General features: G+C 71.0%; 23 protein-coding genes. 15 read left to right on the plus strand and 8 right to left on the minus strand.

What is annotated here, in order from left to right; all coding sequences use genetic code 11:
• Positions 1 to 70 precede the first annotated feature (70 nt).
• Entirely contained in the window at positions 71 to 451 is a 381-nt protein-coding gene (gene hisI, locus M4V62_RS30905) for a phosphoribosyl-AMP cyclohydrolase (protein ID WP_249590474.1), read from the plus strand.
• On the opposite strand, the gene M4V62_RS30910 is transcribed toward hisI, so the two are convergent.
• Complete coding sequence (locus M4V62_RS30910) at positions 432 to 902, minus strand: hypothetical protein (protein ID WP_249590475.1); 471 nt, start codon at positions 900 to 902, stop codon at positions 432 to 434. The two genes, hisI and M4V62_RS30910, sit on opposite strands and share 20 nt — an antisense overlap.
• Before the next feature lie 78 nt (positions 903 to 980).
• On the opposite strand from M4V62_RS30910, the gene M4V62_RS30915 reads away from it, so the two are divergent.
• The 10 genes from M4V62_RS30915 to lgt all read left to right on the plus strand — a co-directional run bounded on the left by M4V62_RS30915 (position 981) and on the right by lgt (position 9417).
• On the plus strand, positions 981 to 2483 hold the full coding sequence (locus M4V62_RS30915; protein ID WP_249590476.1) for an anthranilate synthase component I: 1503 nt from the start codon (positions 981 to 983) through the stop codon (positions 2481 to 2483).
• Positions 2467 to 3162, plus strand: coding sequence for a TIGR02234 family membrane protein (locus M4V62_RS30920; RefSeq protein WP_425575328.1), 696 nt, complete (start codon positions 2467 to 2469; stop codon positions 3160 to 3162). The genes M4V62_RS30915 and M4V62_RS30920 overlap by 17 nt, the downstream gene beginning before the upstream one ends.
• A 101-nt stretch (positions 3163 to 3263) precedes the next feature.
• Positions 3264 to 3500: an HGxxPAAW family protein gene (locus tag M4V62_RS30925; protein WP_249590478.1), complete on the plus strand. Its 237-nt coding sequence runs from the start codon at positions 3264 to 3266 to the stop codon at positions 3498 to 3500.
• A 98-nt stretch (positions 3501 to 3598) separates the two neighbouring features.
• Entirely contained in the window at positions 3599 to 4042 is a 444-nt protein-coding gene (locus tag M4V62_RS30930) for a DUF2752 domain-containing protein (protein WP_249590479.1), read from the plus strand.
• Positions 4043 to 4227: 185 nt separating this feature from the next.
• Positions 4228 to 5037, plus strand: a complete 810-nt coding sequence (trpC, locus tag M4V62_RS30935; protein ID WP_249590480.1) for an indole-3-glycerol phosphate synthase TrpC — start codon at positions 4228 to 4230, stop codon at positions 5035 to 5037.
• A 9-nt stretch (positions 5038 to 5046) separates the two neighbouring features.
• Positions 5047 to 5268: a tryptophan biosynthesis modulator TrpM gene (trpM, locus tag M4V62_RS43975; RefSeq protein WP_425575327.1), complete on the plus strand. Its 222-nt coding sequence runs from the start codon at positions 5047 to 5049 to the stop codon at positions 5266 to 5268.
• 100 nt (positions 5269 to 5368) lie between these two features.
• On the plus strand, positions 5369 to 6655 hold the full coding sequence (trpB, locus tag M4V62_RS30940; RefSeq protein WP_249590481.1) for a tryptophan synthase subunit beta: 1287 nt from the start codon (positions 5369 to 5371) through the stop codon (positions 6653 to 6655).
• Positions 6652 to 7467, plus strand: a complete 816-nt coding sequence (gene trpA, locus M4V62_RS30945; RefSeq protein WP_249590482.1) for a tryptophan synthase subunit alpha — start codon at positions 6652 to 6654, stop codon at positions 7465 to 7467. The genes trpB and trpA overlap by 4 nt, the downstream gene beginning before the upstream one ends.
• A 62-nt stretch (positions 7468 to 7529) precedes the next feature.
• On the plus strand, positions 7530 to 8306 hold the full coding sequence (locus M4V62_RS30950) for a DsbA family protein (protein ID WP_249590483.1): 777 nt from the start codon (positions 7530 to 7532) through the stop codon (positions 8304 to 8306).
• Positions 8307 to 8439: 133 nt separating this feature from the next.
• On the plus strand, positions 8440 to 9417 hold the full coding sequence (gene lgt / locus M4V62_RS30955) for a prolipoprotein diacylglyceryl transferase (protein ID WP_249590484.1): 978 nt from the start codon (positions 8440 to 8442) through the stop codon (positions 9415 to 9417).
• 77 nt (positions 9418 to 9494) lie between these two features.
• Here the strand turns inward: lgt and M4V62_RS30960 are convergent, their stop codons facing one another.
• The 7 genes from M4V62_RS30960 to M4V62_RS30990 form a co-directional block, all read right to left on the minus strand.
• A complete protein-coding gene (locus M4V62_RS30960) occupies positions 9495 to 10328 on the minus strand; it encodes an HpcH/HpaI aldolase/citrate lyase family protein (protein WP_249590485.1) in 834 nt (277 codons plus the stop codon).
• Positions 10325 to 11512 carry a CaiB/BaiF CoA transferase family protein gene (locus tag M4V62_RS30965; RefSeq protein WP_249590486.1) on the minus strand — a complete coding sequence of 396 codons (1188 nt, stop codon included), beginning with the start codon at positions 11510 to 11512 and terminating at the stop codon, positions 10325 to 10327. Before M4V62_RS30965 ends, M4V62_RS30960 begins: the two co-directional genes overlap by 4 nt.
• On the minus strand, positions 11509 to 12417 hold the full coding sequence (rbsK, locus tag M4V62_RS30970) for a ribokinase (protein WP_249590487.1): 909 nt from the start codon (positions 12415 to 12417) through the stop codon (positions 11509 to 11511). The genes M4V62_RS30965 and rbsK overlap by 4 nt, the downstream gene beginning before the upstream one ends.
• Positions 12414 to 13889: an ADP-ribosylglycohydrolase family protein gene (locus tag M4V62_RS30975; protein ID WP_249590488.1), complete on the minus strand. Its 1476-nt coding sequence runs from the start codon at positions 13887 to 13889 to the stop codon at positions 12414 to 12416. The genes rbsK and M4V62_RS30975 overlap by 4 nt, the downstream gene beginning before the upstream one ends.
• Positions 13886 to 15073: an ADP-ribosylglycohydrolase family protein gene (locus M4V62_RS30980; RefSeq protein ID WP_249590489.1), complete on the minus strand. Its 1188-nt coding sequence runs from the start codon at positions 15071 to 15073 to the stop codon at positions 13886 to 13888. Before M4V62_RS30980 ends, M4V62_RS30975 begins: the two co-directional genes overlap by 4 nt.
• On the minus strand, positions 15039 to 16226 hold the full coding sequence (locus M4V62_RS30985) for an ADP-ribosylglycohydrolase family protein (RefSeq protein ID WP_249590490.1): 1188 nt from the start codon (positions 16224 to 16226) through the stop codon (positions 15039 to 15041). Before M4V62_RS30985 ends, M4V62_RS30980 begins: the two co-directional genes overlap by 35 nt.
• Before the next feature lie 107 nt (positions 16227 to 16333).
• Entirely contained in the window at positions 16334 to 17323 is a 990-nt protein-coding gene (locus M4V62_RS30990) for an ADP-ribosylglycohydrolase family protein (protein ID WP_249590491.1), read from the minus strand.
• A 212-nt stretch (positions 17324 to 17535) separates the two neighbouring features.
• On the opposite strand from M4V62_RS30990, the gene M4V62_RS30995 reads away from it, so the two are divergent.
• From M4V62_RS30995 to M4V62_RS31010, 4 genes are all read left to right on the plus strand, one after another.
• Positions 17536 to 18267, plus strand: coding sequence for a VIT1/CCC1 transporter family protein (locus M4V62_RS30995; RefSeq protein WP_249590492.1), 732 nt, complete (start codon positions 17536 to 17538; stop codon positions 18265 to 18267).
• Positions 18268 to 18576: 309 nt separating this feature from the next.
• Positions 18577 to 23163: a glutamate synthase large subunit gene (gene gltB, locus M4V62_RS31000; protein ID WP_249590493.1), complete on the plus strand. Its 4587-nt coding sequence runs from the start codon at positions 18577 to 18579 to the stop codon at positions 23161 to 23163.
• Positions 23156 to 24616 (plus strand): glutamate synthase subunit beta, encoded by a 1461-nt coding sequence (locus M4V62_RS31005; RefSeq protein ID WP_249590494.1) that lies wholly within the window; start codon positions 23156 to 23158, stop codon positions 24614 to 24616. The genes gltB and M4V62_RS31005 overlap by 8 nt, the downstream gene beginning before the upstream one ends.
• Positions 24617 to 24931: 315 nt before the next feature.
• The gene (locus tag M4V62_RS31010) at positions 24932 to 26200 is read left to right on the plus strand and encodes a sugar ABC transporter substrate-binding protein (RefSeq protein ID WP_249590495.1); all 1269 of its coding nucleotides are present in this window, start codon (positions 24932 to 24934) and stop codon (positions 26198 to 26200) included.
• Positions 26201 to 26202: the final 2 nt, after the last annotated feature.

The following is a 26202-nucleotide window of genomic DNA, read 5'->3' on the forward strand; positions in this document are numbered from 1 at the left end:
ACGACTCGGTACGGCGTCCGCCCAGTGGACATGGCCCGGCGGGGTCACCGGAGCGCGGCACAATGTCCTCATGACCGCCACGCCCCCGCCCAGCAGCCTCGACCCCGAGATCGCCGCCCGCCTCAAGCGCGACGCGGACGGACTCGTCCCCGCCATCGCCCAGCAGTACGACACCGGCGAGGTGCTGATGCTGGGCTGGATGGACGACGAGGCGCTGCACCGCACGCTCACCACGGGGCGCTGCACCTACTGGTCGCGCAGCCGCCAGGAGTACTGGGTCAAGGGCGACACGTCCGGGCACTTCCAGTACGTGAAGTCCGTGGCCCTGGACTGCGACGCGGACACCGTCCTGGTCCAGGTCGACCAGATCGGCGCCGCCTGTCACACCGGCACCCGCACATGCTTCGACGCCGACTCCCTCACCGTGTCCTTCACCGGCACCGGAGAGTGATCGTCTCGCCGTCCCGCAGCACGATGCGGGACGGATCGCCGGCCCAGCGGCGCCCGGCGACATCGGCACCGCACTTCTCCCGTACGCCGCTAACACCCCACTCGGTCATGAACTGGCCCAGGGTGAAGTCCCGCCACTCCTCCGACTCCACGTGCAGGGTGCCCGTCGTGTCGTGCGTGTGCAGCGGGCTGTAGCGGGGCTTGGGGCCCGAGCGGTCGATGCCGATGTCCGCGGGGACGGTGACGGGACGGCCGCCGGAGTGCACCTTCAGGGTGGTGTGGATGTGCATGTCCATCGCCTCGGAGTCGAGCATCTCCAGACCCGCGGCCCGGACCCGCTCGGGCACGTCCTTGGGGGCGGGCCACACCACGGGGCCGGGGGCGGAGGCCGCGAACGCGGTCGAGGCGAGGAGGAGGGCAAGGGCGGGCAGCGTACGGCGGTTGGTCGTCATCGTCCCGTTCTAGTGGCAGGCGCTGTGCCTGTCGGCCCGCAACACCGCCCGCCACCCGCACGGCCGTAAGCTCCTCCCATGGATCTCGAGACCTTCCGCAAGCTCGCGAGCGACCGCCGAGTGATCCCCGTCAGCCGCAGGCTCCTCGCGGACGGTGACACTCCGGTCGGGCTCTACCGCAAGCTGGCCGCAGAGCGCACCGGCACGTTCCTCCTGGAGTCCGCGGAGAACGGCCGGTCCTGGTCTCGCTACTCCTTCGTCGGCGTCCGCAGCGCCGCCACCCTCACCACCCGCGACGGCGAGGCCCACTGGCTGGGCACCCCGCCCGTCGGCGTCCCCACATCGGGTGACCCGCTCGACGCCCTGCGCGCCACCGTCGAGGCCCTGCACACCCCGCACGACCTGGCGTCCGGGATGCCGCCCTTCACCGGCGGCATGGTCGGGTACCTCGGCTACGACATCGTGCGCCGCCTGGAGAAGATCGGCCCCGGCGAGCGGGACGACCTCGAGCTGCCCGAGCTGACCATGCTGCTCACCAGCGACCTCGCCGTCCTCGACCACTGGGACGGGTCCGTCCTGTTGATCGCCAACGCGATCAACCACAACGACCTGGAGACGGGCGTCGACGAGGCCTACGCCGACGCGGTCGCCCGCCTCGACACCATGGAGGCCGACCTGTCGCGGGCCGTCTCCCAGCCCCCGGCCGCGCTGCCGCCGTCCGAGCTCCCGGAGTACACCGCGCTGTGGGGCGGCGAGCAGTACCAGGAAGCCGTCGAGGACATCAAGGAGCGCATCCGCGCGGGCGAGGCCTTCCAGGTCGTCCCCTCCCAGCGCTTCGAAACCCCTTGTGAAGCAAGCGCGTTGGACGTCTACCGCGTGCTGCGGGCCACCAACCCGTCGCCGTACATGTACCTCTTCCGCTTCGACGGATTCGACGTGGCCGGGTCCTCGCCCGAGGCCCTCGTCAAGGTCGAGGACGGGCGCGCCATGGTGCACCCCATCGCGGGCACCCGGCCGCGCGGCGCGACCCCGCAGGAGGACCAGGCACTCGCCGACGAGCTGCTCGCCGACCCCAAGGAGCGGGCCGAGCACCTGATGCTGGTCGACCTGGGCCGCAACGACCTGGGGCGCGTCTGCGAGCCGGGCTCGGTCGAGGTCGTCGACTTCATGTCCATCGAGCGGTACTCGCACGTCATGCACATCGTGTCGACGGTCACGGGACAGGTGGCCGAAGGGCACACCGCCTTCGACGTCCTCACGGCCTGCTTCCCCGCGGGCACCCTCTCCGGCGCCCCCAAGCCCCGCGCGATGCAGATCATCGACGAGCTCGAACCCTCCCGGCGCGGCCTGTACGGCGGGTGTGTCGGATATCTCGACTTCGCAGGCGACTCCGACACCGCCATCGCCATCCGCACCGCGCTCCTGCGCGAGGGCACGGCATACGTCCAGGCGGGCGCCGGGGTCGTCGCCGACTCCGACCCCGTGGCCGAGGACACCGAGTGCCGCAACAAGGCGGCGGCGGTCCTGCGGGCCATCCACACGGCGAACCGGCTGCGGCGTCCCGATGGACGTGAGGGATAGTGGAGGGGTGACTTCTGCCGTACCACCGCCCCGCACCCAGGCCGCCGACGCAGCCGATGCCGACGCCGAGCCCGAGACCCGGGCCCAGCGCAGCGGTCGCCGCAGCATCGCCGTGGCCCTGCTGTTCGGCGCGGTCGGCGCGGCCCTCACGCTGCTCGCGTCCCGCCAGACCTGGGCGCAGGGCACCGCTTCCGTGGCGGGCGGCGAGCTGCCGCTGAGCGCCACGGGCAGCGACGTCACGGGCGTGCCCGCGGCCCTGGCGATAGTGGGGCTCGCCGCGCTCGTCGCCGTCTTCGCCGTCCGCAAGGCCGGGCGGATGCTGGTCTCGCTGCTGCTCACGCTGAGCGGCGCGGGCACCGTGGCCGCCGCGCTCCTGGCCGCCGAGGACAGCAGCGCGCTCGACGAGAAGGCCGCGGAGGCCTCCGGCGACGCCGCCGCGACGATCGGTGATCTCAGCCACACGGCCTGGCCGTACGCCGCGGCGGGCGCGGGCCTGCTGCTCCTGATCGCCGGGCTGCTCGCCCTGACGTACGGCAGGTCCTGGCCCGCGATGTCGGGACGCTACGAACGCGACGGCGCGCCGCGCCCGCGCAAGGCGCCGCCCAAGGTCGACCCGGACCGCCCCGAAGACCTGTGGAAGGCCCTCGACCGCGGCGAGGACCCGACGCGCGAGGCATGACCCCGCGTCCGTACCCGCGCGCGCGTACGGGACAATGGAGCGGTGAGCGTTCGGCTCACCCCACGCATCACCACCACGCATACAGCAACGAGGAGCAAGTCATGGCGGGCACGAGCCACGGACACACCCCGGCCGCCTGGACCGGTGTCATCATCGCCTTCATCGGTTTCTGCGTATCGGGTGCCTTCATGGTGATGGCCAACCCGCTGGGCTTCTGGGCCGGCATGGTCATCATCGCCGCCGGTGGCGTCGTGGGCATGGTCATGCGTGCCGCGGGCCTCGGCCAGGTGAAGCGCCAGCGGCAGCCGCAGGGGCAGCTCGCGCACTCCGAGGGCTGAAGTCCTCACCGACGTACGAGGGAGGCGGTCCCGGCAGGTGCCGGGGCGGCCTCCTTTCGCGTTTCCCTGCCGGGCACGGGCCACCGCCGAAGGGCAGAATGCATCGGGTGAACGCTGAACCCGAGAGCGCGGCACCACCGACCGGCACCGCACTGCGGCGGCTCGCCGTGCCCGTCGGAGTGCTCGGCTCGGTGATCGCCGCCTTCGCCTACGTCGGGACGGTCGACCCGAATGAACCCGGCCACTACCCCACCTGTCCGCTGCTGCAGCTCACCGGCGTCTTCTGCCCCGGCTGCGGCGGACTGCGCAGCGCTCACGCCTTCATCCACGGAGACCTCACGACGGCACTGGGCGCCAACGCGCTCGCCGTCGTGGGCTACGGCCTCTTCGCGGTCGTGTGGACCCTCTGGGCGGCCCGCGCGGCGCGCGGGCGACGGCTGCGGATCGAGTTGGGGCCCGCACAGCTGTACGGGATCGGGGTGCTGATCGCCGTGTTCACCCTCGTACGCAATCTGCCGTTCGGGGCATGGCTGCACCCTTGATATTTCGAGAAACCGCAGGCAGCGGGGGTGCCAGGTGTCCAGGTCGTGGGACTGGCGTCAACCGGATGCGGGGCCTTCGCCCTCCTGCGGATACCATCGCAGTGACCATCGGAATGCCGGATGAGGCAGCCGAACAGCTTGAGGTTCAAACAAAAGCTTCACCGTCAGGGAAGGGGGCCGCTCGCGTGAGTGTGCTCGACGAGATCATCGACGGAGTCCGTGCCGACCTCGCGGAACGGCAGGCGCGCGTCAGCCTCGACGAGCTCAAGGAGCGCGCGGCCAAGGCTCCCGCGGCCAAGGACGGGGTCGCCGCGCTGCGTGGCGACGGCGTCAAGGTCATCTGCGAGGTCAAGCGCTCCAGCCCGTCCAAGGGCGCGCTCGCCGCGATCGCCGACCCGGCAGGGCTCGCCGCCGACTACGAAGCGGGCGGCGCCGCCGTCATCTCCGTGCTCACCGAGGAGCGCCGCTTCGGCGGTTCGCTCGCCGACCTGGAGGCCGTCCGGGCCAAGGTCGACATCCCGGTGCTCCGCAAGGACTTCATCGTCACCTCGTACCAGCTGTGGGAGGCGCGCGCGTACGGCGCCGACCTCGCCCTGCTGATCGTGGCCGCCCTGGAGCAGCCCGCCCTGGAGTCCCTCATCGAGCGCGCCCATTCGATCGGCCTCACGCCGATCGTCGAGGTGCACGACGAGGACGAGGCCGAGCGGGCCGTGGACGCGGGCGCGCGGGTCATCGGCGTCAACAACCGCGACCTCAAGACCCTTAAGGTCGACCGCTCCACCTTCGAGCGCGTCGCGCCCGAGCTGCCGGACAGCGTCGTCAAGATCGCCGAGTCCGGTGTGCGCGGGCCGCACGACCTCATCGCGTTCGCCAACGCGGGCGCCGACGCGGTGCTCGTGGGCGAGTCCCTGGTGACCGGCCGCGATCCGAAGGGCGCGGTCTCCGACCTGGTCGCCGCGGGCGCGCACCCTGCTCTCCGCCACGGGCGGAGCTGACCCCTCCCGATGACCGCCTTCGCCCGCCTCGCACCCGGCTGCCGCCCTCGCGGCTGCCGGGCGCCTGCGCGGCGCGTGCGGGGCCGCAGGGTGCGGTACGTCATCGGAGATGAGCCGGGTCAGGTGAACGGGATGCGATGGCCGAGCGCCCCGTCAGGGGCGCGGGGAACTGCGCGATCAGCCACGGCGTCGCGTCGGCCGGACGAATCGTCTGCCCTTCACGGCGCGTAGCCGTCCTCACCCCGGTGGGGCTTGCTCGCGCAGTTCCCCGCGCCCCTGGCGGGGTCGATCGCACCGCAGATCACCCATTCACGCCATGTGAGGTAGAGGCATGCCCAGCGAATTCTTCATCCCGGACCCGGAGGGTCAAGTCCCCACCGTCGAGGGCTACTTCGGCGCGTTCGGCGGCAAATTCATCCCGGAGGCCCTCGTCGCCGCCGTGGACGAGGTCGCCGTCGAGTACGACAAGGCCAAGAGCGACCCCGAGTTCGCCCGCGAGCTCGACGACCTCCTGGTCAACTACACCGGCCGCCCCAGCAGCCTCACCGAAGTGCCCCGGTTCGCCGAGCACGCCGGTGGCGCACGGGTCTTCCTCAAGCGCGAGGACCTGAACCACACCGGCTCGCACAAGATCAACAACGTGCTCGGCCAGGCCCTGCTCACCAAGCGCATGGGCAAGACCCGCGTCATCGCGGAGACCGGTGCCGGTCAGCACGGCGTCGCCACCGCCACCGCCTGCGCGCTCTTCGGCCTCGAATGCACCATCTACATGGGCGAGATCGACACCGAGCGCCAGGCCCTGAACGTGGCCCGCATGCGCATGCTCGGCGCCGAGGTCATCGCCGTGAAGTCCGGCAGCAGGACCCTGAAGGACGCCATCAACGAGGCGTTCCGCGACTGGGTCGCCAACGTGGACCGCACGCACTACCTCTTCGGGACCGTGGCGGGCCCGCACCCCTTCCCGGCCATGGTGCGCGACTTCCACCGCGTCATCGGGGTCGAGGCAAGGCGCCAGATCCTGGAGCGCGCGGGACGTCTTCCCGACGCCGCCGTCGCCTGTGTGGGCGGTGGCTCGAACGCCATCGGCCTCTTCCACGCCTTCATCCCGGACGCAGGCGTCCGGCTCATCGGGTGCGAGCCCGCGGGCCACGGCATCGAGACCGGCGAGCACGCGGCCACGCTGACCGCCGGTGAGCCGGGGATCCTGCACGGCTCGCGGTCGTACGTCCTCCAGGACGAGGAAGGGCAGATCACCGAGCCCTACTCGATCTCCGCCGGACTCGACTACCCGGGCATCGGCCCCGAGCACGCCTACCTCAAGGACAGCGGCCGCGGCGAGTACCGCGCGGTCACCGACGACGCGGCGATGCAGGCCCTGCGCCTCCTGTCGCGCACCGAGGGCATCATCCCGGCCATCGAGAGCGCCCACGCGCTCGCCGGGGCGATCGAGGTCGGCAAGGAGCTGGGCAAGGACGGGCTGATCATCATCAACCTGTCCGGGCGCGGCGACAAGGACATGGACACGGCCGCCCGCTACTTCGGCCTGTACGACACGGACGCCGCCGTCGAGGCGGACGCGGGCACCGGTGCCGCGGAGATCGAGGGGGACGCCAAGTGAGCGGCAACATCCAGCTGTTGGACGAGACCCTCGCCGCGGCCAGGTCCGAGGGCCGGTCCGCCCTCATCGCCTACCTCCCGGCCGGGTTCCCGACCGTGGACGGCGGCATCGCGGCCGTCAAGGCCGTCTTCGAGGGCGGCGCCGACGTCGTGGAGGTCGGTCTGCCGCACAGCGACCCCGTCCTCGACGGCCCCGTCATCCAGACCGCCGACGACATCGCGCTCAAGGCGGGCCTGAAGATCGCCGACGTGATGCGCACGGTGCGCGAGGCCTTTGAGGCGACCGGCAAGCCGGTGCTCGTCATGACGTACTGGAATCCGATCGACCGCTACGGCGTCGAGCGCTTCACCGCCGAGCTCGCCGAGGCGGGCGGCGCCGGGTGCATCCTGCCCGACCTGCCCGTCCAGGAGTCGGCGCTCTGGAGGGAGCACGCCGAGAAGCACGGCCTCGCGACGGTCTTCGTCGTCGCGCCGAGCAGCAAGGACGAGCGGCTCGCCACGATCACGGCGGCCGGTTCCGGCTTCGTGTACGCGGCCTCGCTGATGGGCGTCACGGGCACCCGCGCGTCCGTCGGCGAGCAGGCGCAGGAGCTGGTCCGGCGCACCAAGGCCACCACCGACCTGCCGGTCTGTGTCGGCCTCGGCGTCTCGAACGCCAGCCAGGCCGCCGAGGTCGCGGGCTTCGCCGACGGTGTGATCGTCGGCTCCGCCTTCGTCCAGCGGATGCTGGACGCCGAGGACGAGGCCGCGGGCCTCGTCGCCGTCCGTGAACTCGCGGGTGCTCTCGCCAAGGGAGTTCGCGGCACCGCGTAACTCGTATGGGTGGACCTGGGACCGGGGAGGCTGCTCGTGCCTCCCCGGTTCGTTGGCGGGGTGTGAGCGAGAAGAACCGTGAGGGAAAGCGCGCGGCCCGCGACCGGCTGGCGGAAGAGCGAGAGCGGCAGAAGTCGCGGGACAAGCAGCGCAGGGTGTTGATCGTGAGTGCCGCCGTCGTGGGCGTGCTCGCGCTCGCCGCCGTGGCCGGTCTGGTCGCTGCCAACTCGGGTGACGACAAGGAGACTTCGGGCCCCTTGTCCGCCCCCAAGGGAGCGAGCGGCGAGGATCAGCTCGCGATCCCCGTGGGCAAGGAGAGCGCCAAGTCCACCCTCACCATCTGGGAGGACTTCCGCTGCCCCGCCTGCAAGCAGTTCGAGGACACGTATCGCAAGACGATCCACGAGCTCACCGACAAGGGCCAGCTCAAGGTCGAGTATCACCTGGCCACGATCATCGACGGGAACATGGGCGGCAGCGGCTCCCTGCGCGCGGCCAACGCGGCGGCGTGCGCCCAGGACGCCGGGAAGTTCACTCCGTACCACGACGTGCTGTTCACGAACCAGCCCCCGGAGACGGACGACGCGTTCAGCAAGAACAGCAAGCTGATCGAGCTCGCGGGCGGGGTGGACGGCCTCGTCACCGACACCTTCAAGAAGTGCGTGGACGACGGCAAGCACGACAGCTGGGCCGACAAGTCGAACAAGGCGTTCCAGGAAGCGGGCCTGCAGGGCACGCCGAGCGTGCTGCTCGACGGCAAGAACATCTTCGGTGACCAGAAGAATCCGCTGACCCCGGCGAAGCTGAAGGCGAAGGTGGAGGAAGCCAACAAGGGCTAGCCGCGCCTCGGAGCGGGTCTCTCCGGGGCCTGTGCCGGGCCTGGCGCGAGCGTCTGTAATGAGCCCCTGTTATGGAGACGTAGCCGGGCTGGTTGCCTTGGGCACCGCCCGGCACGGTAGCGTCGGACCTGCCATGGACCTTGCCTTCATTCCCAGCCCGTCGCGCGGTGTGGTCGAACTCGGACCCATTCCGCTGCGCGGCTACGCGTTCTGCATCATCATCGGCGTCTTCGTCGCCGTCTGGCTCGGCAACAAGCGGTGGATCGCTCGCGGAGGCCGCCCAGGCACCGTGGCCGACATCTCCGTCTGGGCCGTGCCGTTCGGCCTCGTCGGCGGGCGTCTCTACCACGTGATCACGGATTACCAGCTGTACTTCAGCGAGGGCCGTGACTGGGTGGACGCCTTCAAGATCTGGGAGGGTGGCCTCGGTATCTGGGGCGCGATCGCGTTCGGCGCGGTCGGCGCCTGGATCGGCTGTCGCCGGCGCGGCATCCCGCTGCCGGCCTGGGCCGACGCCCTCGCCCCCGGCATCGCCTTCGCCCAGGCGATCGGCCGCTGGGGCAACTGGTTCAACCAGGAGCTGTACGGCAAGGCCACGGACCTGCCGTGGGCTCTGAAGATCACGTCGGCGGAGGACGGCCGGGTTCCCGGCACGTACCACCCGACGTTCCTCTACGAGTCGCTGTGGTGCATCGGCGTCGGCTTCCTGGTCATCTGGGCCGACCGCCGCTTCAAGCTGGGACACGGCCGGGCGTTCGCGCTGTACGTCGCGTCGTACTGCGCGGGCCGCGGCTGGATCGAGTACATGCGGGTCGACGACGCGCACCACGTCCTCGGTCTGCGGCTCAACGTATGGACCGCCATCGGCGTGTTCATCCTCGCCGTCGTGTACTTCGTGCTCTCCGCGCGGTCCCGCCCCGGGCGCGAGGAGATCGTCGAGCCCGTGCCTGCCGGTGAGGAAGCCGCGGAGGGCGACGACGCGAAGCCGTCCCTGGACAAGGACAAGGCCAAGGACAAGACCGACGACGCCGAAGCCTCTCCGGACACAGGGGACAAGGGCGAGGCCAAGGACAAGGACAAGGACGGAGCCGAGTCCGCCAAGAAGGGCTGACGCGCTCCCCGCCCAGTACGTCGATGGGGCTGCCGGATCACCGATCCGGCGGCCCCATCGCCATGAACCACGCATCGCTAGGGGCGCCGCCGCGCGAGCTCCAGAACCCGCTGCGCCCCCTCCACCACGGCCTTGTCCACGAAGGTGCCGTCCGGGAGCGCCAGGGCGCCCGACTCCGTCGTGGACGCCTTGACGATCCGCTCGGCGTGGTCGATCTCCTCCATGGTGGGGAGGTAGGCGCGTTCGATGGCGGGGAGCTGACGGGGGTGGATCGCGGCGCGGCCCAGGAAGCCCAGGGAACGGCCGTGCGCGCAGGATGCCGTCAGGCCCGCGATGTCACGGATGTCGGCGTAGACCGACTGCGCGGGCGGTGCCAGGCCCGCCGCCCGTGCGGCCACCACCACGCGCGCGCGAGGCCAGTCGAGGCCCGCCTCGTCACGTACTCCCAGGTCCGAGCGGAGATCCGCCTCGCCGATGGAGAGCCCGTGCAGGGCCGGGTGCGCGGTGGCGATGGCGAAGGCGTGCTCCAGGCCCACGGCCGATTCGATCAGGGCGTGCAGGGCGGGGGCGCCGCCGTCCGCGGGGGCCGAGCGCTCCGCGACGCGGACGACGTCGGCGGGGCAGGTCACCTTCGGCAGCCGCAGACCGGAGACCCCGGGCAGGTGCGCGATCGCCCGGAGGTCGGCATCGGCCAGGGGCCCGTCCAGGGCGTTCACGCGGACGTGGACCGGGACGGCGTGGGTGTCGGCGAGCAGTTCGGCCGTCGCCGCTCGCGCGTACTCCTTGCGGTCGGGGCCGACCGCGTCCTCCAGGTCGACGATGACGACGTCGGCGCCCGCGAGCAGCGCCTTCGCGACGACGGACGGCCGGTCTCCGGGCGCGTAGAGCCAGGTCAGAGGTGTGTCCTTCATAGCGCGCCCGCCTCGCGCAAGCCCGCGATCTCCCCGCCCGTCAGGCCCAGTTCGGTCAGCACGGCCTCGGTGTCCGCTCCGTGAGGGCGCCCGGCCCAGCTGATCGAGCCCGGGGTCTCGGAGAGGCGGAAGAGGACGTTCTGCATGCGCAGCGGGCCGAGCTCCGGGTCGTCGACCGTGGTGACGCTGTCCAGGGCCGCGTACTGGGGGTCGGTCATGACGTCGCGTACGTCCTGGATGGGGGCGACCGCCGCCTCCGCCTTCTCGAAGGCCTCGATCACCTCCGCGCGGGTGTGCCGTGCGATCCAGCCGCCGACCGCCCCGTCGAGCACGTCCGCGTGGGCCGCGCGGTCCGCGCCCGACGCGAACCAGGGCTCGGCGATCAGCTCCGGGCGGCCCACCAGGCGCATCACGCGCTCGGCGATCGACTGGGCGGACGTGGAGACGGCGACCCAACTGCCGTCCGCCGTGCGGTAGGTGTTGCGGGGCGCGTTGTTGGTGGAGCGGTTGCCGGTGCGGGGCTGCACGTGGCCCAGCTGGTCGTACCAGAGCGGCTGCGGTCCGAGGACCGTGAGGATCGGCTCGATGATCGCCATGTCCACCACCTGGCCCTTGCCCGTTCGGTCGCGGGCCGCGAGCGCCGTCATCACCGCGTACGCCGTGGCGAGACCCGCGATCGAGTCGGCGAGGCCGAAGGGCGGCAGGGTCGGCGGCCCGTCCGGCTCGCCGGTGATCGCGGCGAATCCGCTCATCGCCTCGGCGAGCGTGCCGAAGCCGGGGCGGCGGGAGTACGGGCCGAACTGCCCGAAGCCCGTGACGCGGGTCAGGACGAGGCGGGGGTTCGCCGTGCTCAGCTCCTCCCAGCCCAGGTCCCACTTCTCCAGGGTCCCCGGGCGGAAGTTCTCGACGATCACATCCGCGGTGGCGGCCAGGCGCAGGAGGGTCTCGCGGCCGCCCGGTGCGGAGAGGTCGAGCGTCATCGTGCGCTTGTTCCGGCCCAGGAGCTTCCACCACAGGCCGACGCCGTCCTTCGACGGGCCGTGTCCGCGGGACGGGTCGGGTTTGCGCGGGTGCTCGATCTTGATGACCTCCGCGCCGAAGTCGCCGAGCATCGTGGCGGCGAGCGGGCCCGCGAAGAGTGTCGCCAGGTCGAGGACGCGGAGGCCGTCGAGAGGTGGGGTCATGACGCGCCGCCGTTCGTCTGGGTGTCGATCTCGGAGCGGTACGGCATGGACGCCGAGGCCCCCGGGCGCTGGACGGAGAGCGCGGCCGCCGACGACGCCCACGCGAGCGCCTCCGGCACGGAGCCGCCCTCGGCAAGGGCCACCGCGAGGGTGCCGACGAACGTGTCGCCCGCGCCGGTCGTGTCCACGGCGGTGACGTGCGGGGCCTCCACCATGACCGGCTCCGCGCCACGGGCCGCGTACAGGCTGCCGCGCGCGCCGAGCGTGACGACGACTTCGGGGACCTGGGAGAGCAGCGACCGGGCGGCGGACCGCGGGTCGGTCAGGCCGGTGAGGGTGGCCGCCTCGTGCTCGTTCGGGACCAACAGGTCGGTGGCGGCGAGGAGTTCGGGAGGCAGGGGTTGGGCGGGTGCCGGGGTGAGGATGGTGCGCACGCCGTGCCTGCGGGCGGCCTGCGCGGCGGCGAGCACCCCCTCCACGGGGATCTCCAGCTGGAGCAGGAGGGTGTCGGCGGAGGTGATCAGGCCCTCGTCACCGGGGGCGAGCGCGGTGAGCGTGGCGTTGGCGCCGGGGATGACGACGATGGCGTTGCCTCCCTCGTCGTCGACCACGATGTGCGCGGTGCCGGTGGCCGCGGTGTCGACCGTGCGCAGCAGGTCGGTGTCGACTCCGGAGTGGTCGAGCGCGGTGCGCAGCTGGGTGCCGAAGGCGTCGGCGCCGACCGCGCCGATCATCGACACGGCGTCGGCGCCCGCGCGGGCCGCCGCGACGGCCTGGTTGGCGCCCTTGCCGCCGGGGAGCGTACGGAACTCGCGCCCGGTGACGGTCTCTCCGCGCTGCGGTGCCTTGGCGACGTACGCGACGAGGTCCATGTTCGTGCTGCCGAGCACGGCGATGTGGGTCATGGGCGGGGGGTCTCCTGGATCTCCTGGGGCTGCTGGGTCTGCTGGGCGAGTTCGGTGGTCAGGGCGAGTTCGGTGGTGAGGTCCGCGAGGGTGTCGAAGCCGATGCCGTCGAAGCCGGGGACGGAGCTGGCGAGGCGGTTCTTGAGGGGGGACGTCCAGCGGTCGGGCAGCGCGTCCGGGTGGCCCGCGAGCAGGCCCGCGATCGAGCCCGCGGTCGCGCCGTTCGAGTCGGTGTCCCAGCCACCGGAGACCGCGCGGGTGATGGAGCCGGTGAAGTCGCCTTCCGCGTGGGTGAGGGCGGCGGCCAGGAGGGCGGCGTTGGGGATGACGTGTACCCAGTGGTGGTGGCCGTAGGCGGCGTGCAGCTCGTCGACCACGTGGTCGAAGTCCGCTGTTCTCGTGGCCAGTTGGATGCTGTGGCGTACCGCTCGGGCCAGGCGCGAGTCCGGTGGGACGACGGTGAGGCCCGTGCGGAGGCAGTGGTGGACGTCTCCGGTGCCTGCCGCCGCCTCGGCGATGGTGGCCGCCGCGAACATCGCTCCGTACACGCCGTTGGCGGTGTGCGTGAGGCACGCGTCGCGGTACGCGCTGTCGGCTGCCGCCGTGGGGGCGCCGGGGTGGGTCCAGCCGTGGACGTCGGCGCGGATCAGGGCGCCGATCCATTCGCGGAAGGGGTTGTGGTGGGTGGCGGTGTGCGGGGGCTCGATGCCGCTTAGGAGGTTGCGGTAGGCGATGCGTTCGGCGGTGAAGGTGCGGGCCGCGGGGAGCTCGTCCAGCCAGAGCCTTGCCACGTCCGTGGTGGTGAAGTCGCTGCCGTGGCGTTGGAGGAGGCGGAGGTTGAGGAGGGGGTAGTTGAGGTCGTCGTCCTCGGGCATGCCGTTGATGTTTTCGGCGAGGGAGTTTTGCGCGGAGCGCTTGTTCCAGGGGTGGGCCTCTCGGAGTTCCCTCGGGACACCTCTTTCCGTGAACCAGGTGCTCAGGGGCCAGTTGCCTGCGGCTTGGGCGAGGCTTCTGATGGCGGTGAGGGGGAGCTTCTCCACTGGTTTGCCCAGGAGGCAGCCTGCTGCTCTGCCTAGCCAGGCGGCGTGCAGGCGGTGACGTAGGGCTTCTTTTTCCCCGCGGTGGCTCATCAGCGCGCTCCGCGCGCGGGCGCCCCTTCCCGAAACCGCCTGCCGCGGGGCCTTGTTCTCCGGTGCGGGCCGGTGGGTGGCGTTGTGCCCACCCGTTCCGCCCTGCGGAACGCCTGCCCACAACGCGGGCGGCTGCGACAGTTCGGTCAGTAGCTCCTCCGCCAAAGCCCGTAGCTGGGGAGCGGGGGGTGTTGGGGACGCGCCTGCTCTGGCTGGGGCCAGGTGGCCGCCTGCCGTCAGCCAGCGGGACTTGATGGCCTCGACGTCCTTGCCCTCCTCCTCCGCCTGGCGGAGTTCGTGGCCCACCAAGTCCTCCGGCTGGACCCAGGTGAGGCGGATCATGGGGTGGCCGTCAGGGTCGCGTAGGCCGACTCGTGGGCGCGGCGGCGCCGTACGTCGCGGGTGAAGATCTCCTGGGTGACCTCCGTGAGCGTCCTCGCGGGGGCGTGCAGGTCCAGGCGGCTCGCCTCCGCGACCGTCTTCGCCCACTCGGGCGGTGCGCCCGAGCCCAGGGCGCCCGCGATCGCGCCGCTCATCGTGGCGATGGAGTCGCAGTCGCGGCCGTAGTTGACCGAGCCGAGGACCGTGTGGCGGTAGTCGCCGTCGCCCACCAGGAGCATGCCGAGCGCGATCGGGAGTTCCTCGATGGCGTGCAGGCGGGAGGGGCGGCGGGCGCCGAGGGACGGGGCGCGGTAGTCCGTGCCGACCGTGTCGAAGGGGGTGACCGCGGTGCGGAGGGGAACGAGCGCCGACTCGAAGTCCCGGTGGTGGGCGGCCACTTCGGCCACCGACTCGATCGCGGCCCGCGTTCCGTCCTTCGCGAGACAGAGCGCGGTGTCGATCACCGAGGTCGGCGTCGCACCCGGCGCGCAGGCCGCCGCCACCGCCGCCGCGAAGACCGCGGCCGCCTCACGTCCGTACGACGACTGGTGCGCGCCCGCGATGTCGAGGGCCTCGGCGTACGCACCCTCCGGGTTCGCGGCGTTGACCAGGCCGACCGGCGCCATGTACATCGCCGCACCGCAGTTGACGATGTTGCCGGTGCCCGCCTCGCGCGGGTCGACGTGGCCGTAGTGGATGCGGGCGACGATCCATTTCTCGGCGAGGAAGATCCGGTGGAGGGGGATCGTCTCCGATTCGAGTTCCGGGATCCAGCGGGGGTTCGTCATGAGGTCGGGGACCAGGTGGTCGGCGACCGCGTAGGCGTCCAAGTGGTCGCGGACGGCGGCGTACACGCGGATGAGCGCGTGCGTCATCAAGGTGTCGTCGGTGACGTTCCCGTCGCCCTTGTGGTACGGCGCGATGGGGCGGGCGGTGCGCCATCGGTCGCCGTTCCAGGGGCCGACGATGCCGTGTACGCGACCGCCGTGCCGCTCGACGATCTGCTCGGGGGAGTAGCCCTCGACCGGGCCGCCGATTGCGTCGCCGACGGCGGCTCCTACCAGGCAGGCGGTGATGCGCTCGGGGAGGGGCAGGTCGGTGGGAGGCAGTTCAGCGGGGCGCGTCCGGGGCGTTGATGGCGTCATGTCGGAATTGTCCTCCCGGAGTGGTCAGTTCCGTGGCTGCCAGGCGCCCGGCGAGTTCCACCAGGTCCGTGCCCGCGAGGCGGGGCAGGGCGCAGCCGGAGAGAGTGCGGCAGGCGTCGCGCCAGGCCTCGGGGATGGCGGAGGCCGTGCCGAGCGCACCGGTCAGCGCGCCGGCCAGGGCGGGGGCGGAGTCGGCCACGCGGGAGAGGCAGGCGGCGGCGGGCACCGCGTCGCGGATGCGGCCGCGGGCCGCGGTGGTCAGGGCGAGGGCGACCGGGACGGTCTCGGCGGCGGCGATGCCGTAGCTGTAGACGTGGTCGACGATCTGGTGTTCCAGGAGGGGGACGAGGCCGAACGCGCCGTCCTCCTCCGCCTGGGTGCGGGCGAGTTTGACGGCGTGCCAGGCGTTGCGGCCGATCTCGGTGTGTTCGGGGAGCTGGGCAAGCGCGGCGTCCACCGTCGCGTCGACGTCCCAGCCGCCCAGTGCCGCCGCGATCGCCGCGGCCATGGCGCGGGCGCCGTGCACGCCGTCGCCGTCCTGGGTGTAGCGGGCGTCGAACTCGGCCAGTGCGGCGGCCTGTTCGGGGTCGCCCGGGTGGACCAGGGCGAGGACGCAGGCGCGTACGCAGGCGGCGTCGTCGAAGAAGTGGGGGTTGTCGTGACCGGTGGCGGGTGGGCGCAGTCCTGCGGCGAGGTTGCCGAGGCCTGCGCGGACGGAGATGCGGGCGCGGAGGGGGAGCACCGCGGACTCGACCTCGGGGGCGCGGGCCGCTGCTGCGGCGATTTCGCCGGCGAGGGTGTTCCAGGCGCGGTCCAGGGCCGCGTGGACCCTGCGGTCCCGGGGCAGCTGGGGGGCCGGCGTCCCGTCCGCTGCGCGGAGCAGTGCCTCGGCGGTGAAGGCCGCCCATTCGGCGTCGTCCGAGGGGCCGAGGCGGAGGGGTTCCGGGGGCTGGTTCAGGGCGATGGGGACGGGGAGGGTGGTGGTGGCGTTCTGCTCGGCGAAGGTGTCCAGCTCGCGGGTCAGCCTGCGGGTCCACTCGGGCATGCGGGCTGCGCGGTGCCTGGCCGCGGGCCAACCGGCGGCGTCGCCTGCGGCGAGGCCAAGGAGCAGGCCCGCGATTTTCTGAGCGCGTGGTTCATCGGCGCCCGGCATCAAGGGCTGTGCCCACCCGTTCCGTCGGCCCACAGCGGGGACGGCTGCGGGGTGAACGGGTGGGTGGGAGGGAGAGATCCGCCGCGAAGCGGCGGGCTTGTCCGCGCTCACGAGACCCCCAGGTCAGAAACGAGCAACTCCGCCACATCCAGCACGTGGTGGCCCCGCATGGAAGGCAGGCAGCTGCCCCGCGCCGGGCCGATCGCCGCCGCCCACGGCAGGGGGATCGCCGAGACCCCGCAGGATGCGCCGGACAACGCCCCAGCCACAGCGGCAGTCGTATCCGCGTCCCGCCCCATGTTGACGGCGGTCAACACCGCGTCGGGGAACCGGCCCGAGGCCGACGCGTACGCCCCGAAGGCGAGCCCCACCGCCTCGGGGGCGAGGTCGGTCCAGGGATAGCCGCCGATCACCACGGCGGAGCGCACCGCCCGCTCCCCCCGATGCGCCACCGCTACCGCCCGCCGCAGCGAACGGGACGTCCAGCAGTCCATCGGGATGACGGACAGGGCCGCGGCCACCACGGAGTGCACCGGCGCCCCGCCCATCGCCGCCGCGACCCCCGCGGCCACCGCCTGCCCGCCGTAGATGCCCTCGCCGTCATGGCTGACCGAGCCGTCGATCGCGACGAGCCGGGCCGCTTCGGCCGGGCGGCCCGGGGCGAAGACCCCGAACGGGGCGGCCCGCATCGCGAGGCCGTCGCTCCACGCGTGCCGGTGCTGCGCCGAGATGGGCGCCGCGAGGCCGCGGCGCAGGTTCTCCAGCGTGCCGCGTTCGCTGAAGCCCGCGCCGCGGAAGGGGCCTTCGTCGAGGTCCGCGATCCACTCGTGCCAGGCCGCCTCGACATGCGCGACGGTGAGCGCGGAGCCGTGCCGGGCGAGGAGGAGCCCCGAGAAGATCGCGTACTCGGTGTCGTCCGTGCCCGCCGGATGTTCGGCGACGTACCCGGTGATGCGTCCCCAACGGCGGCGGATCTCCGACGGCTTCATGTTCTCGGCGGGCGCGCCCAGCGCGTCGCCGACCGCGAGGCCGAGGAGGGCGCCGCGCGCCCGCTCGCTCAGGCCGATCGCTCCTGTCACACCGGTCAAGCTCGTCATGCTGTGCCTCTCTGGTGCCGAGACGTTGCGGGTATCTCTGCCACGCGGCGCCCCTGAGGCGAGCATCCGTGCCGCCGACGTCACCCCTCCGACGCATGCGCTCACCGGTTCGACAGACGCTTGTTCATGCAGGTAAGTACGGCCTTCCTTGCTGGCGAGGGCGATTTTTCGCGCGTACTTTCGAGATCGTCCAAGCACTGAGGGGGCCCACCATGGCGATCATCGAGACCGAAGCGACGCTGCACGAGGCGCATCGCGACAACCACACCCACCGCGACGTCAACGGCGGCTGGCTGCGCCCCGCCGTCTTCGGCGCGATGGACGGCCTGGTGTCCAACCTGGCCCTGATGACCGGTGTCGCGGGCGGAGCCGTCTCGCAGCAGACCATCGTCGTCACGGGCCTGGTCGGCCTCGCCGCGGGCGCCTTCTCCATGGCGGCGGGCGAGTACACCTCCGTCGCCTCGCAGCGTGAGCTCGTCCAGGCCGAACTCGACGTGGAGCGGCGGGAGTTGCGCAAGCACCCGGCGGACGAGGAGAAGGAGCTCGCCGCGCTGTACGAGTCGCGTGGCGTCGAGCCCGGACTCGCCCGCGAGGTCGCCAAGCAGCTGTCCAAGGATCCCGAGCAGGCCCTGGAGATCCACGCGCGCGAGGAGCTGGGCATCGATCCCGGCGATCTGCCCTCGCCGACCGTCGCCGCGGTCTCCTCCTTCGGCGCCTTCGCGCTCGGCGCCCTGCTTCCCGTACTGCCGTATCTGCTCGGTGCCGACACGTTCCTGCCGGCGCTGCTTCTCGCGCTGATCGGGCTCTTCGCCTGCGGTGCGGTGGTGGCGAAGGTGACCGCGCGTTCCTGGTGGTTCAGCGGACTCCGGCAGCTCGCGCTCGGTGGCGCCGCGGCCGGTGTGACGTACGCCCTGGGCAGCTTGTTCGGTACCGCCGTAGGATGAACTCTTGCAGTCCTATGCGGGGCCATGCATAAGTAGTCGTTACTCGGCGGTTTCGAGTCCTTAACCACCGGGCATGAGCCGTAAGCGCTGCGGGCAATGAGGCCTGTGCCGCTCTCGGGCCCTCGGTCATGGATCTGTCCGCGTTGGTCCCCTCTTTGTCGCTCTCCACACCTATGAGCGATGTCCACATGGTGGAATGAGCTATCCGCTTTTCGAGAAGCGTTCCATCATGTAACCTGCACGAAATTTCGCCTGGGCCAACGTCGTCCCTCGCTTTTTGCCTATGCCACGACGACGACGGGAGAGCCAATGCGTACGCACGCCTGGTCGCCCATGGACGGTCGCCCCGCCCCTCAGGGCATGTACGACCCCCGTAACGAGCACGACGCCTGTGGTGTCGGGTTCGTGGCCACCCTCACCGGTGTAGCCAGCCATGAGCTGGTCGAACAGGCGCTGACCGTACTGCGCAATCTCGAACACCGTGGTGCCACCGGCTCCGAGCCGGACTCCGGCGACGGCGCCGGAATCCTGCTCCAGGTCCCGGACGCCTTCCTGCGCGAGGTCACCGGCTTCGCGCTCCCCGAGGCCGGCGCGTACGCCGTCGGCATCGCTTTCCTGCCGGTCGACACGGCGGGCACGACCGATGCCGCCGTCTCACAGATCGAGACGATCGCTTCCGAGGAAGGCCTGACGGTCCTCGGCTGGCGCGACGTTCCCGTCGCCCCCGAGCTGCTCGGAGCCACCGCACGCTCGACGATGCCGGTCTTCCGGCAGATCTTCGTGGCCGACGGCGAGAGCTCCGGCGTCGCGCTCGACCGCAAGGCCTTCGTGCTGCGCAAGCGCGCCGAGCGTGAGGCAGGGACGTACTTCCCCTCGCTCTCCGCCCGGACCATCGTCTACAAGGGCATGCTGACCACCGGCCAGCTGGAGCCGTTCTTCCCCGACCTGTCCGACCGCCGTTTCGCCACGGCCGTCGCGCTCGTCCACTCGCGCTTCTCCACGAACACGTTCCCGAGCTGGCCGCTCGCGCACCCGTACCGCTTCGTCGCGCACAACGGCGAGATCAACACGGTCAAGGGCAACCGGAACTGGATGCGGGCGCGCGAGTCGCAGCTCGCCTCCGGCCTGTTCGCCTCCGCCAATGAAGCCAGCACCGACAAGCTGGATCGCGTCTTCCCCATCTGTACCCCGGACGCGTCCGACTCGGCGTCCTTCGACGAGGTGCTCGAACTCCTCCACCTCGGCGGCCGTTCGCTTCCGCACTCGGTCCTGATGATGATCCCCGAGGCGTGGGAGAACCACGGCTCGATGGACCCGGCCCGCCGCGCCTTCTACCAGTACCACTCCACGATGATGGAGCCCTGGGACGGCCCGGCCTGTGTCACCTTCACCGACGGCACCCAGGTCGGCGCCGTTCTCGACCGCAACGGCCTGCGTCCAGGGCGCTACTGGGTCACCGACGACGGCCTCGTCGTCCTCGGCTCCGAGGTCGGCGTCCTCGACATCGACCCCGCGAAGGTCGTCCGCAAGGGCCGCCTGCAGCCCGGCAGGATGTTCCTCGTCGACACCGCCGAGCACCGCATCGTCGAGGACGACGAGATCAAGGCCGCCCTCGCCGCGGAGAACCCGTACCAGGACTGGCTGGAAGCCGGCGAGATCGAGCTCTCCGACCTGCCCGAGCGCGAGCACATCGTGCACACGCACGCCTCCGTCACGCGCCGCCAGCAGACCTTCGGCTACACCGAGGAAGAGCTGCGCGTCATCCTCGCGCCGATGGCCAAGTCCGGCGGCGAGCCGCTCGGCTCGATGGGCACGGACACGCCGATCGCGGCCCTCTCCGAGCGCCCGCGGCTGATCTTCGACTACTTCACGCAGCTGTTCGCGCAGGTCACCAACCCGCCGCTCGACGCCATCCGTGAAGAGCTCGTCACCTCGCTGCACTCCTCGCTCGGCCCGCAGGGCAACATCCTGGAGCCGACCGCCGCGACCTGTCGCAGCGTCACGCTGCCCTTCCCGGTGATCGACAACGACGAGCTCGCCAAGCTCATCCACATCAACGCCGACGGCGACATGCCCGGCATGACGGCCGCGACCCTCTCCGGTCTCTACCGCGTCAGCGGCGGCGGCGACGCCCTCGCCGCCCGCATCGAGGAGATCTGCACCGAGGCCGACGCCGCCATAGAGGCCGGCGCCCGCCTGATCGTGCTCTCCGACCGGCACTCCGACGCCGAGCACGCGCCGATCCCCTCGCTGCTGCTCACCGCGGCCGTCCACCACCACCTCATCCGCACGAAGCAGCGCACCCAGGTGGGCCTGCTCGTCGAGGCGGGCGACGTCCGCGAGGTCCACCACGTGGCCCTCCTCATCGGCTACGGCGCCGCGGCCGTCAACCCGTACCTCGCCATGGAGTCGGTGGAGGACCTCGTCCGCGCCGGGACCTTCCTGCCTGGCATGGAAGCCGAGCAGGCCATCCGGAACCTGATCTACGCGCTCGGCAAGGGCGTCCTGAAGGTCATGTCCAAGATGGGCATCTCGACCGTCGCCTCCTACCGCGGCGCGCAGGTCTTCGAGGCCGTCGGCCTCCAGGAGAACTTCGTCGCGAAGTACTTCGTCGGCACGACCTCCAAGATCGGCGGAGTCGGCATCGACGTCGTCGCGCAGGAGGTCGCCGCCCGGCACGCCAAGGCGTACCCGGTCTCCGGCATCGCCTCCGCGCACCGCGCGCTCGACATAGGCGGTGAGTACCAGTGGCGCCGCGAGGGCGAGCCGCACCTCTTCGACCCGGAGACGGTCTTCCGCCTCCAGCACTCCACGCGCAACCGCCGCTACGACATCTTCAAGAAGTACACGGACCGCGTGAACGAGCAGTCCGAGCGCCTCATGACGCTGCGCGGCCTGTTCAACCTGAAGTCGGACCGCCCCTCGATCTCCATCGACGAGGTCGAGTCGGCCGCCGACATCGTCAAGCGGTTCTCGACCGGCGCCATGTCGTACGGCTCGATCTCCCGCGAGGCGCACGAGACGCTCGCCATCGCCATGAACCAGCTGGGCGGCAAGTCCAACACCGGTGAGGGCGGCGAGGACGCGGAGCGCCTGTACGACCCGGCCCGCCGCTCGTCCATCAAGCAGGTCGCCTCCGGCCGCTTCGGCGTGACCTCCGAGTACCTGGTCAACGCGGACGACATCCAGATCAAGATGGCCCAGGGCGCCAAGCCCGGCGAGGGCGGCCAGCTGCCGGGTCACAAGGTCTACCCGTGGGTCGCCAAGACGCGTCACTCGACGCCGGGCGTGGGCCTGATCTCCCCGCCGCCGCACCACGACATCTACTCGATCGAGGACCTGGCCCAGCTGATCCACGACCTGAAGAACGCGAACCCGCAGGCGCGGATTCACGTGAAGCTGGTCTCCGAGGTCGGCGTCGGCACGGTCGCCGCGGGTGTCTCCAAGGCGCACGCGGACGTCGTGCTCATCTCCGGCCACGACGGCGGTACGGGCGCGTCCCCGCTCACCTCGCTCAAGCACGCGGGCGGCCCCTGGGAGCTCGGCCTCGCCGAGACCCAGCAGACACTCCTGCTCAACGGCCTGCGCGACCGCATCGTGGTGCAGACCGACGGCCAGCTCAAGACCGGCCGTGACGTCGTCATCGCCGCGCTGCTCGGCGCCGAGGAGTTCGGTTTCGCGACCGCGCCGCTCGTCGTCTCCGGCTGCGTCATGATGCGCGTCTGCCACCTGGACACCTGCCCGGTCGGCATCGCCACGCAGAACCCGGCGCTGCGCGAGCGGTTCTCCGGCAAGGCCGAGTACATCGTCAACTTCTTCGAGTTCATCGCCGAAGAGGTCCGCGAGATCCTCGCCGAGCTCGGCTTCCGCACCATCGAGGAGGCCGTCGGCCACGCCGAACTCCTCGACACCGAGCGCGCCGTGAACCACTGGAAGGCGCAGGGCCTCGACCTGGAGCCCCTCTTCCACGTGCCGTCGCTGCCCGGCGGCGCCGTGCGCCACCAGATCGCGGTCCAGGACCACGGCCTGGAGAAGGCGCTCGACAACGAGCTGATCAAGCTCGCCGCCGACGCGCTCTCCGCCTCCAGCGCGACCGACGCCCAGCCGGTCCGCGCCCAGGTCGCGATCCGCAACATCAACCGCACGGTCGGCACCATGCTCGGCCACGAGGTGACGAAGAAGTTCGGTGGCGCGGGCCTGCCCGACGACACCATCGACATCACCTTCACCGGCTCGGCGGGCCAGTCGTTCGGCGCGTTCGTGCCGCGCGGTGTGACCCTGCGCCTGGAGGGCGACGCCAACGACTACGTCGGCAAGGGCCTCTCCGGCGGCCGGATCATCGTCCGCCCGGACCGCGGCGCCGACCACCTCGCCGAGTACTCGACGATCGCGGGCAACACCATCGCGTACGGCGCGACCGGCGGCGAGCTGTTCCTCCGCGGCCGCACGGGCGAGCGGTTCTGCGTCCGCAACTCCGGCGCGACGGTCGTGTCCGAGGGCGTGGGCGACCACGGCTGCGAGTACATGACCGGTGGCCACGCGGTGGTCCTCGGCGAGACGGGACGCAACTTCGCGGCCGGCATGTCCGGCGGCATCGCGTACGTCATCGATCTCGACCGGGACAACGTCAACTCCGGCAACCTGGGCGCCGTCGAGGCCCTGGACGACTCCGACAAGCAGTGGCTGCACGACGTCGTGCGCCGCCACCAGGAGGAGACCGGGTCGACCGTCGCCGAGAAGCTGCTCGCCGAGTGGGATTCCGCCGTGGAGCGCTTCAGCAGGATCATCCCCAGCACGTACAAGGCAGTGCTCGCCGCCAAGGACGCCGCCGAGCGAGACGGTCTCTCCGAGACCGAGATCACCGAGAAGATGATGGAGGCGGCGACCAATGGCTGATCCCAAGGGCTTTTTGAACCATGGCCGCGAGGTCGCGAAGACCCGCCCGGTCGGCGAGCGCGTCCAGGACTGGAACGAGGTCTACGTTCCGGGCTCCCTCCTCCCGATCATCTCCAAGCAGGCGTCGCGCTGCATGGACTGCGGCATCCCGTTCTGCCACCAGGGCTGTCCGCTGGGCAACCTGATCCCCGAGTGGAACGACTTCGCGTACCGCGAGGACTGGTCGGCCGCCTCCGAGCGGCTGCACGCCACGAACAACTTCCCGGAGTTCACCGGGCGCCTGTGCCCGGCGCCCTGTGAGTCGGCGTGCGTGCTCGGCATCAACCAGCCCGCCGTCACCATCAAGAACGTCGAAGTCTCGATCATCGACAAGGCCTGGGACGCCAACGACGTGCTGCCCCAGGCGCCCGACCGGCTCTCCGGCAAGACCGTCGCCGTCATCGGCTCCGGCCCGGCCGGTCTGGCCGCCGCCCAGCAGCTGACCCGGGCCGGTCACACGGTCGTCGTGTACGAGCGCGCCGACCGCATCGGCGGCCTCCTGCGCTACGGCATCCCCGAGTTCAAGATGGAGAAGCGCCACATCAACCGCCGCATCGAGCAGATGCGCGCGGAGGGCACCAAGTTCCGTACGGGCGTGGAGATCGGCCGCGACATCGACGCGGTGAAGCTGCGCAAGCGGCACGACGCGGTGGTCATCGCCGCGGGCGCCACGATGGCACGCGATCTCCCGGTCCCCGGCCGTGAGCTCAAGGGTGTCTACCAGGCGATGGAGTACCTGCCCCTGGCCAACAAGGTCCAGGAGGGCGACTACGTCACCACGCCCGTCTCCGCCGAGGGCAAGCACGTCGTGGTCATCGGCGGCGGCGACACCGGCGCGGACTGCGTGGGCACGGCGCACCGCCAGGGCGCGGCGTCCGTGACGCAGCTGGAGATCATGCCGCGGCCGGGCGAGGAGCGGAACCCGAACCAGCCGTGGCCGACCTTCCCGATGCTGTACAAGGTCACGTCCGCGCACGAGGAGGGCGGCGAGCGGGTCTACTCCGTCTCGACCACCCACTTCGAGGGCGACGAGGACGGCAACGTCCAGTTCCTGCACCTCATCGAGGTCGAGTTCATCGACGGCAAGCTGACGCAGAAGCCGGGCACGGAGCGCAAGATCCCCGCCCAGCTGGTCACCCTTGCGATGGGCTTCACGGGTACGGACCGCGAGAACGGCCTGGTGGACCAGTTCTCCCTGGACCTCGACGAGCGGGGCAACGTCGCCCGCGACGCCGAGTTCCAGACGAACGTCCCCGGTGTCTTCGTGGCCGGTGACGCGGGCCGCGGGCAGTCGCTCATCGTCTGGGCGATCGCCGAGGGCCGTTCCGCCGCGCGGGGCGTGGACCGATTCCTGACCGGTGCGAGCGACCTGCCGTCGCCGATTCGACCCACGGACCGTTCTCTGATGGTCTAGTCCCTGCGGCACAACCCCATATTCGTCCCGTACAACGGCGTACGGAACTGATGCGACGCCCGCCTTGTCCCCGACCGGACCAGGGCGGGCGTCGTGGCGTTTCCAGGCCGCGGTGGCGTACCCGTGCGTTGCAGTGCGCGCAACGTGCATTGCTTGCAACGCAAATCACGTTTCGGCCCCGCTTAGCCGAATGGGTCTAGACCGCACCGAGCCCCTGTGTCCACAATCGCTCCCACAAACGGATCGGCGCAGGAACCAGCACGAACCCATGAGGGGGCCGGTATGAAGCGACGGGTCATCGCGGCAAGTATCGCCATGACGCTCGGACTGACCGCGACGGCATGCGGCAGCGATGACGGGAGCGACAGCGGCGACAAGGCCACCGACGGCAAGGGCAAGACCCTCACCGTATGGATCATGGAGGGGACCAACCCCGACGCCAGGCCCTTCTTCAAGGAGGCCGAGAAGGCGTTCCAGAAGAAGACCGGCGCCAAGATCCACGTCGAGTACCAGCAGTGGGCCACCGCGCAGAAGAAGTTCACCACCGCCATCGAGGGCGGCGCGGACCAGGTCCCGGACGTGGCCGAGGTCGGTACGACCTGGGTGCCGCAGTTCGCCGAGACCGACGCGCTCGTCGACGTGACCGACGAGGTCAAGAAGTCGGGTCTCAACGACGACCTCGTCGAGGGCCTCGCGGACGCGGGCACGCTCGACGGCAAGCAGTACGGCATGCCGTGGTACGCGGGCGTACGCAGCATCGTCTACCGCAAGGACATCTTCGAGAAGCACGACCTGAAGGCACCGACCACCTGGAAGGAGCTCCAGTCCGCGGCCAAGACGCTGAAGGACAAGGAGCCCAAGATGATCCCCTTCCCGGTCGCGGGCGGCGCCGAAATGTTCGCCACCCCCTTCATCTGGGGCGCCGGAGGCGAACTCGCCACGGAGCAGGGCGGCAAGTGGAAGTCGGGGATCAACTCCCCGGAGGCCGTGAAGGGTATCGAGTTCTACACCGGCCTCGCCACCAAGGACAAGGTCTCCCCGGCCAAGGTCAACACCTGGACGGAGAAGGAGGTCGGCGACGCCTGGGGCAAGGGCGAGGTCGCCATGTCCGTCAACGGCAACTGGACCCCGAAGGCCATCGTCGAGGCCAACCCGGACCTCAAGGGCAAGCTCGGCGCCGTGCCGATCCCCGGCCAGAGTGGCGGCATGAGCAAGTCGTTCCTCGGCGGCTCCTACCTGTCCACGTTCAACACGGACAAGAAGGACCTCGCCTGGGAGTTCGTGAAGATGCTGACCACCGGTGACTTCGCGGCCAAGTGGGCCGAGGAGACCAACTACTTCCCGGGTCAGAACTCCGAGCTGAAGAAGATCGAGGCGAAGAAGGACCCGCTGGTCGAGCCGTTCGCCAAGCAGATGCTGGAGGCCGGCGCGACCGTCCCCAAGACCAAGGCGTACGGCGAGATCCAGGCGTCGAAGGTCATCCCCGGCATGGTGCAGTCCATCCTGACCGGCAAGTCCTCCGTCCAGGAAGCGGCGGACAAGGCCGCCAAGGACATGGACGCCATCTTCGCCAAGGACAAGTAGGC

The organism is Streptomyces durmitorensis (assembly GCF_023498005.1).
GTDB classification, from domain to species: domain Bacteria; phylum Actinomycetota; class Actinomycetes; order Streptomycetales; family Streptomycetaceae; genus Streptomyces; species Streptomyces durmitorensis.

Excerpts from the sequence above, each read along its gene's own strand:
- hisI (WP_249590474.1), top strand. The coding sequence starts at position 71 with ATGACCGCCACGCCCCCGCCCAGCAGCCTCGACCCCGAGATCGCCGCC.
- M4V62_RS30910 (WP_249590475.1), bottom strand. The coding sequence starts at position 902 with ATGACGACCAACCGCCGTACGCTGCCCGCCCTTGCCCTCCTCCTCGCC.
- M4V62_RS30915 (WP_249590476.1), top strand. The coding sequence starts at position 981 with ATGGATCTCGAGACCTTCCGCAAGCTCGCGAGCGACCGCCGAGTGATC.
- M4V62_RS30920 (WP_425575328.1), top strand. The coding sequence starts at position 2,467 with ATGGACGTGAGGGATAGTGGAGGGGTGACTTCTGCCGTACCACCGCCC.
- M4V62_RS30925 (WP_249590478.1), top strand. The coding sequence starts at position 3,264 with ATGGCGGGCACGAGCCACGGACACACCCCGGCCGCCTGGACCGGTGTC.
- M4V62_RS30930 (WP_249590479.1), top strand. The coding sequence starts at position 3,599 with ATGCATCGGGTGAACGCTGAACCCGAGAGCGCGGCACCACCGACCGGC.
- trpM (WP_425575327.1), top strand. The coding sequence starts at position 5,047 with ATGACCGCCTTCGCCCGCCTCGCACCCGGCTGCCGCCCTCGCGGCTGC.
- trpB (WP_249590481.1), top strand. The coding sequence starts at position 5,369 with ATGCCCAGCGAATTCTTCATCCCGGACCCGGAGGGTCAAGTCCCCACC.
- lgt (WP_249590484.1), top strand. The coding sequence starts at position 8,440 with ATGGACCTTGCCTTCATTCCCAGCCCGTCGCGCGGTGTGGTCGAACTC.
- M4V62_RS30960 (WP_249590485.1), bottom strand. The coding sequence starts at position 10,328 with ATGAAGGACACACCTCTGACCTGGCTCTACGCGCCCGGAGACCGGCCG.
- M4V62_RS30965 (WP_249590486.1), bottom strand. The coding sequence starts at position 11,512 with ATGACCCCACCTCTCGACGGCCTCCGCGTCCTCGACCTGGCGACACTC.
- rbsK (WP_249590487.1), bottom strand. The coding sequence starts at position 12,417 with ATGACCCACATCGCCGTGCTCGGCAGCACGAACATGGACCTCGTCGCG.
- M4V62_RS30975 (WP_249590488.1), bottom strand. The coding sequence starts at position 13,889 with ATGATCCGCCTCACCTGGGTCCAGCCGGAGGACTTGGTGGGCCACGAA.
- M4V62_RS30980 (WP_249590489.1), bottom strand. The coding sequence starts at position 15,073 with ATGACGCCATCAACGCCCCGGACGCGCCCCGCTGAACTGCCTCCCACC.
- M4V62_RS30985 (WP_249590490.1), bottom strand. The coding sequence starts at position 16,226 with ATGCCGGGCGCCGATGAACCACGCGCTCAGAAAATCGCGGGCCTGCTC.
- M4V62_RS30990 (WP_249590491.1), bottom strand. The coding sequence starts at position 17,323 with ATGACGAGCTTGACCGGTGTGACAGGAGCGATCGGCCTGAGCGAGCGG.
- M4V62_RS30995 (WP_249590492.1), top strand. The coding sequence starts at position 17,536 with ATGGCGATCATCGAGACCGAAGCGACGCTGCACGAGGCGCATCGCGAC.
- gltB (WP_249590493.1), top strand. The coding sequence starts at position 18,577 with ATGCGTACGCACGCCTGGTCGCCCATGGACGGTCGCCCCGCCCCTCAG.
- M4V62_RS31005 (WP_249590494.1), top strand. The coding sequence starts at position 23,156 with ATGGCTGATCCCAAGGGCTTTTTGAACCATGGCCGCGAGGTCGCGAAG.
- M4V62_RS31010 (WP_249590495.1), top strand. The coding sequence starts at position 24,932 with ATGACGCTCGGACTGACCGCGACGGCATGCGGCAGCGATGACGGGAGC.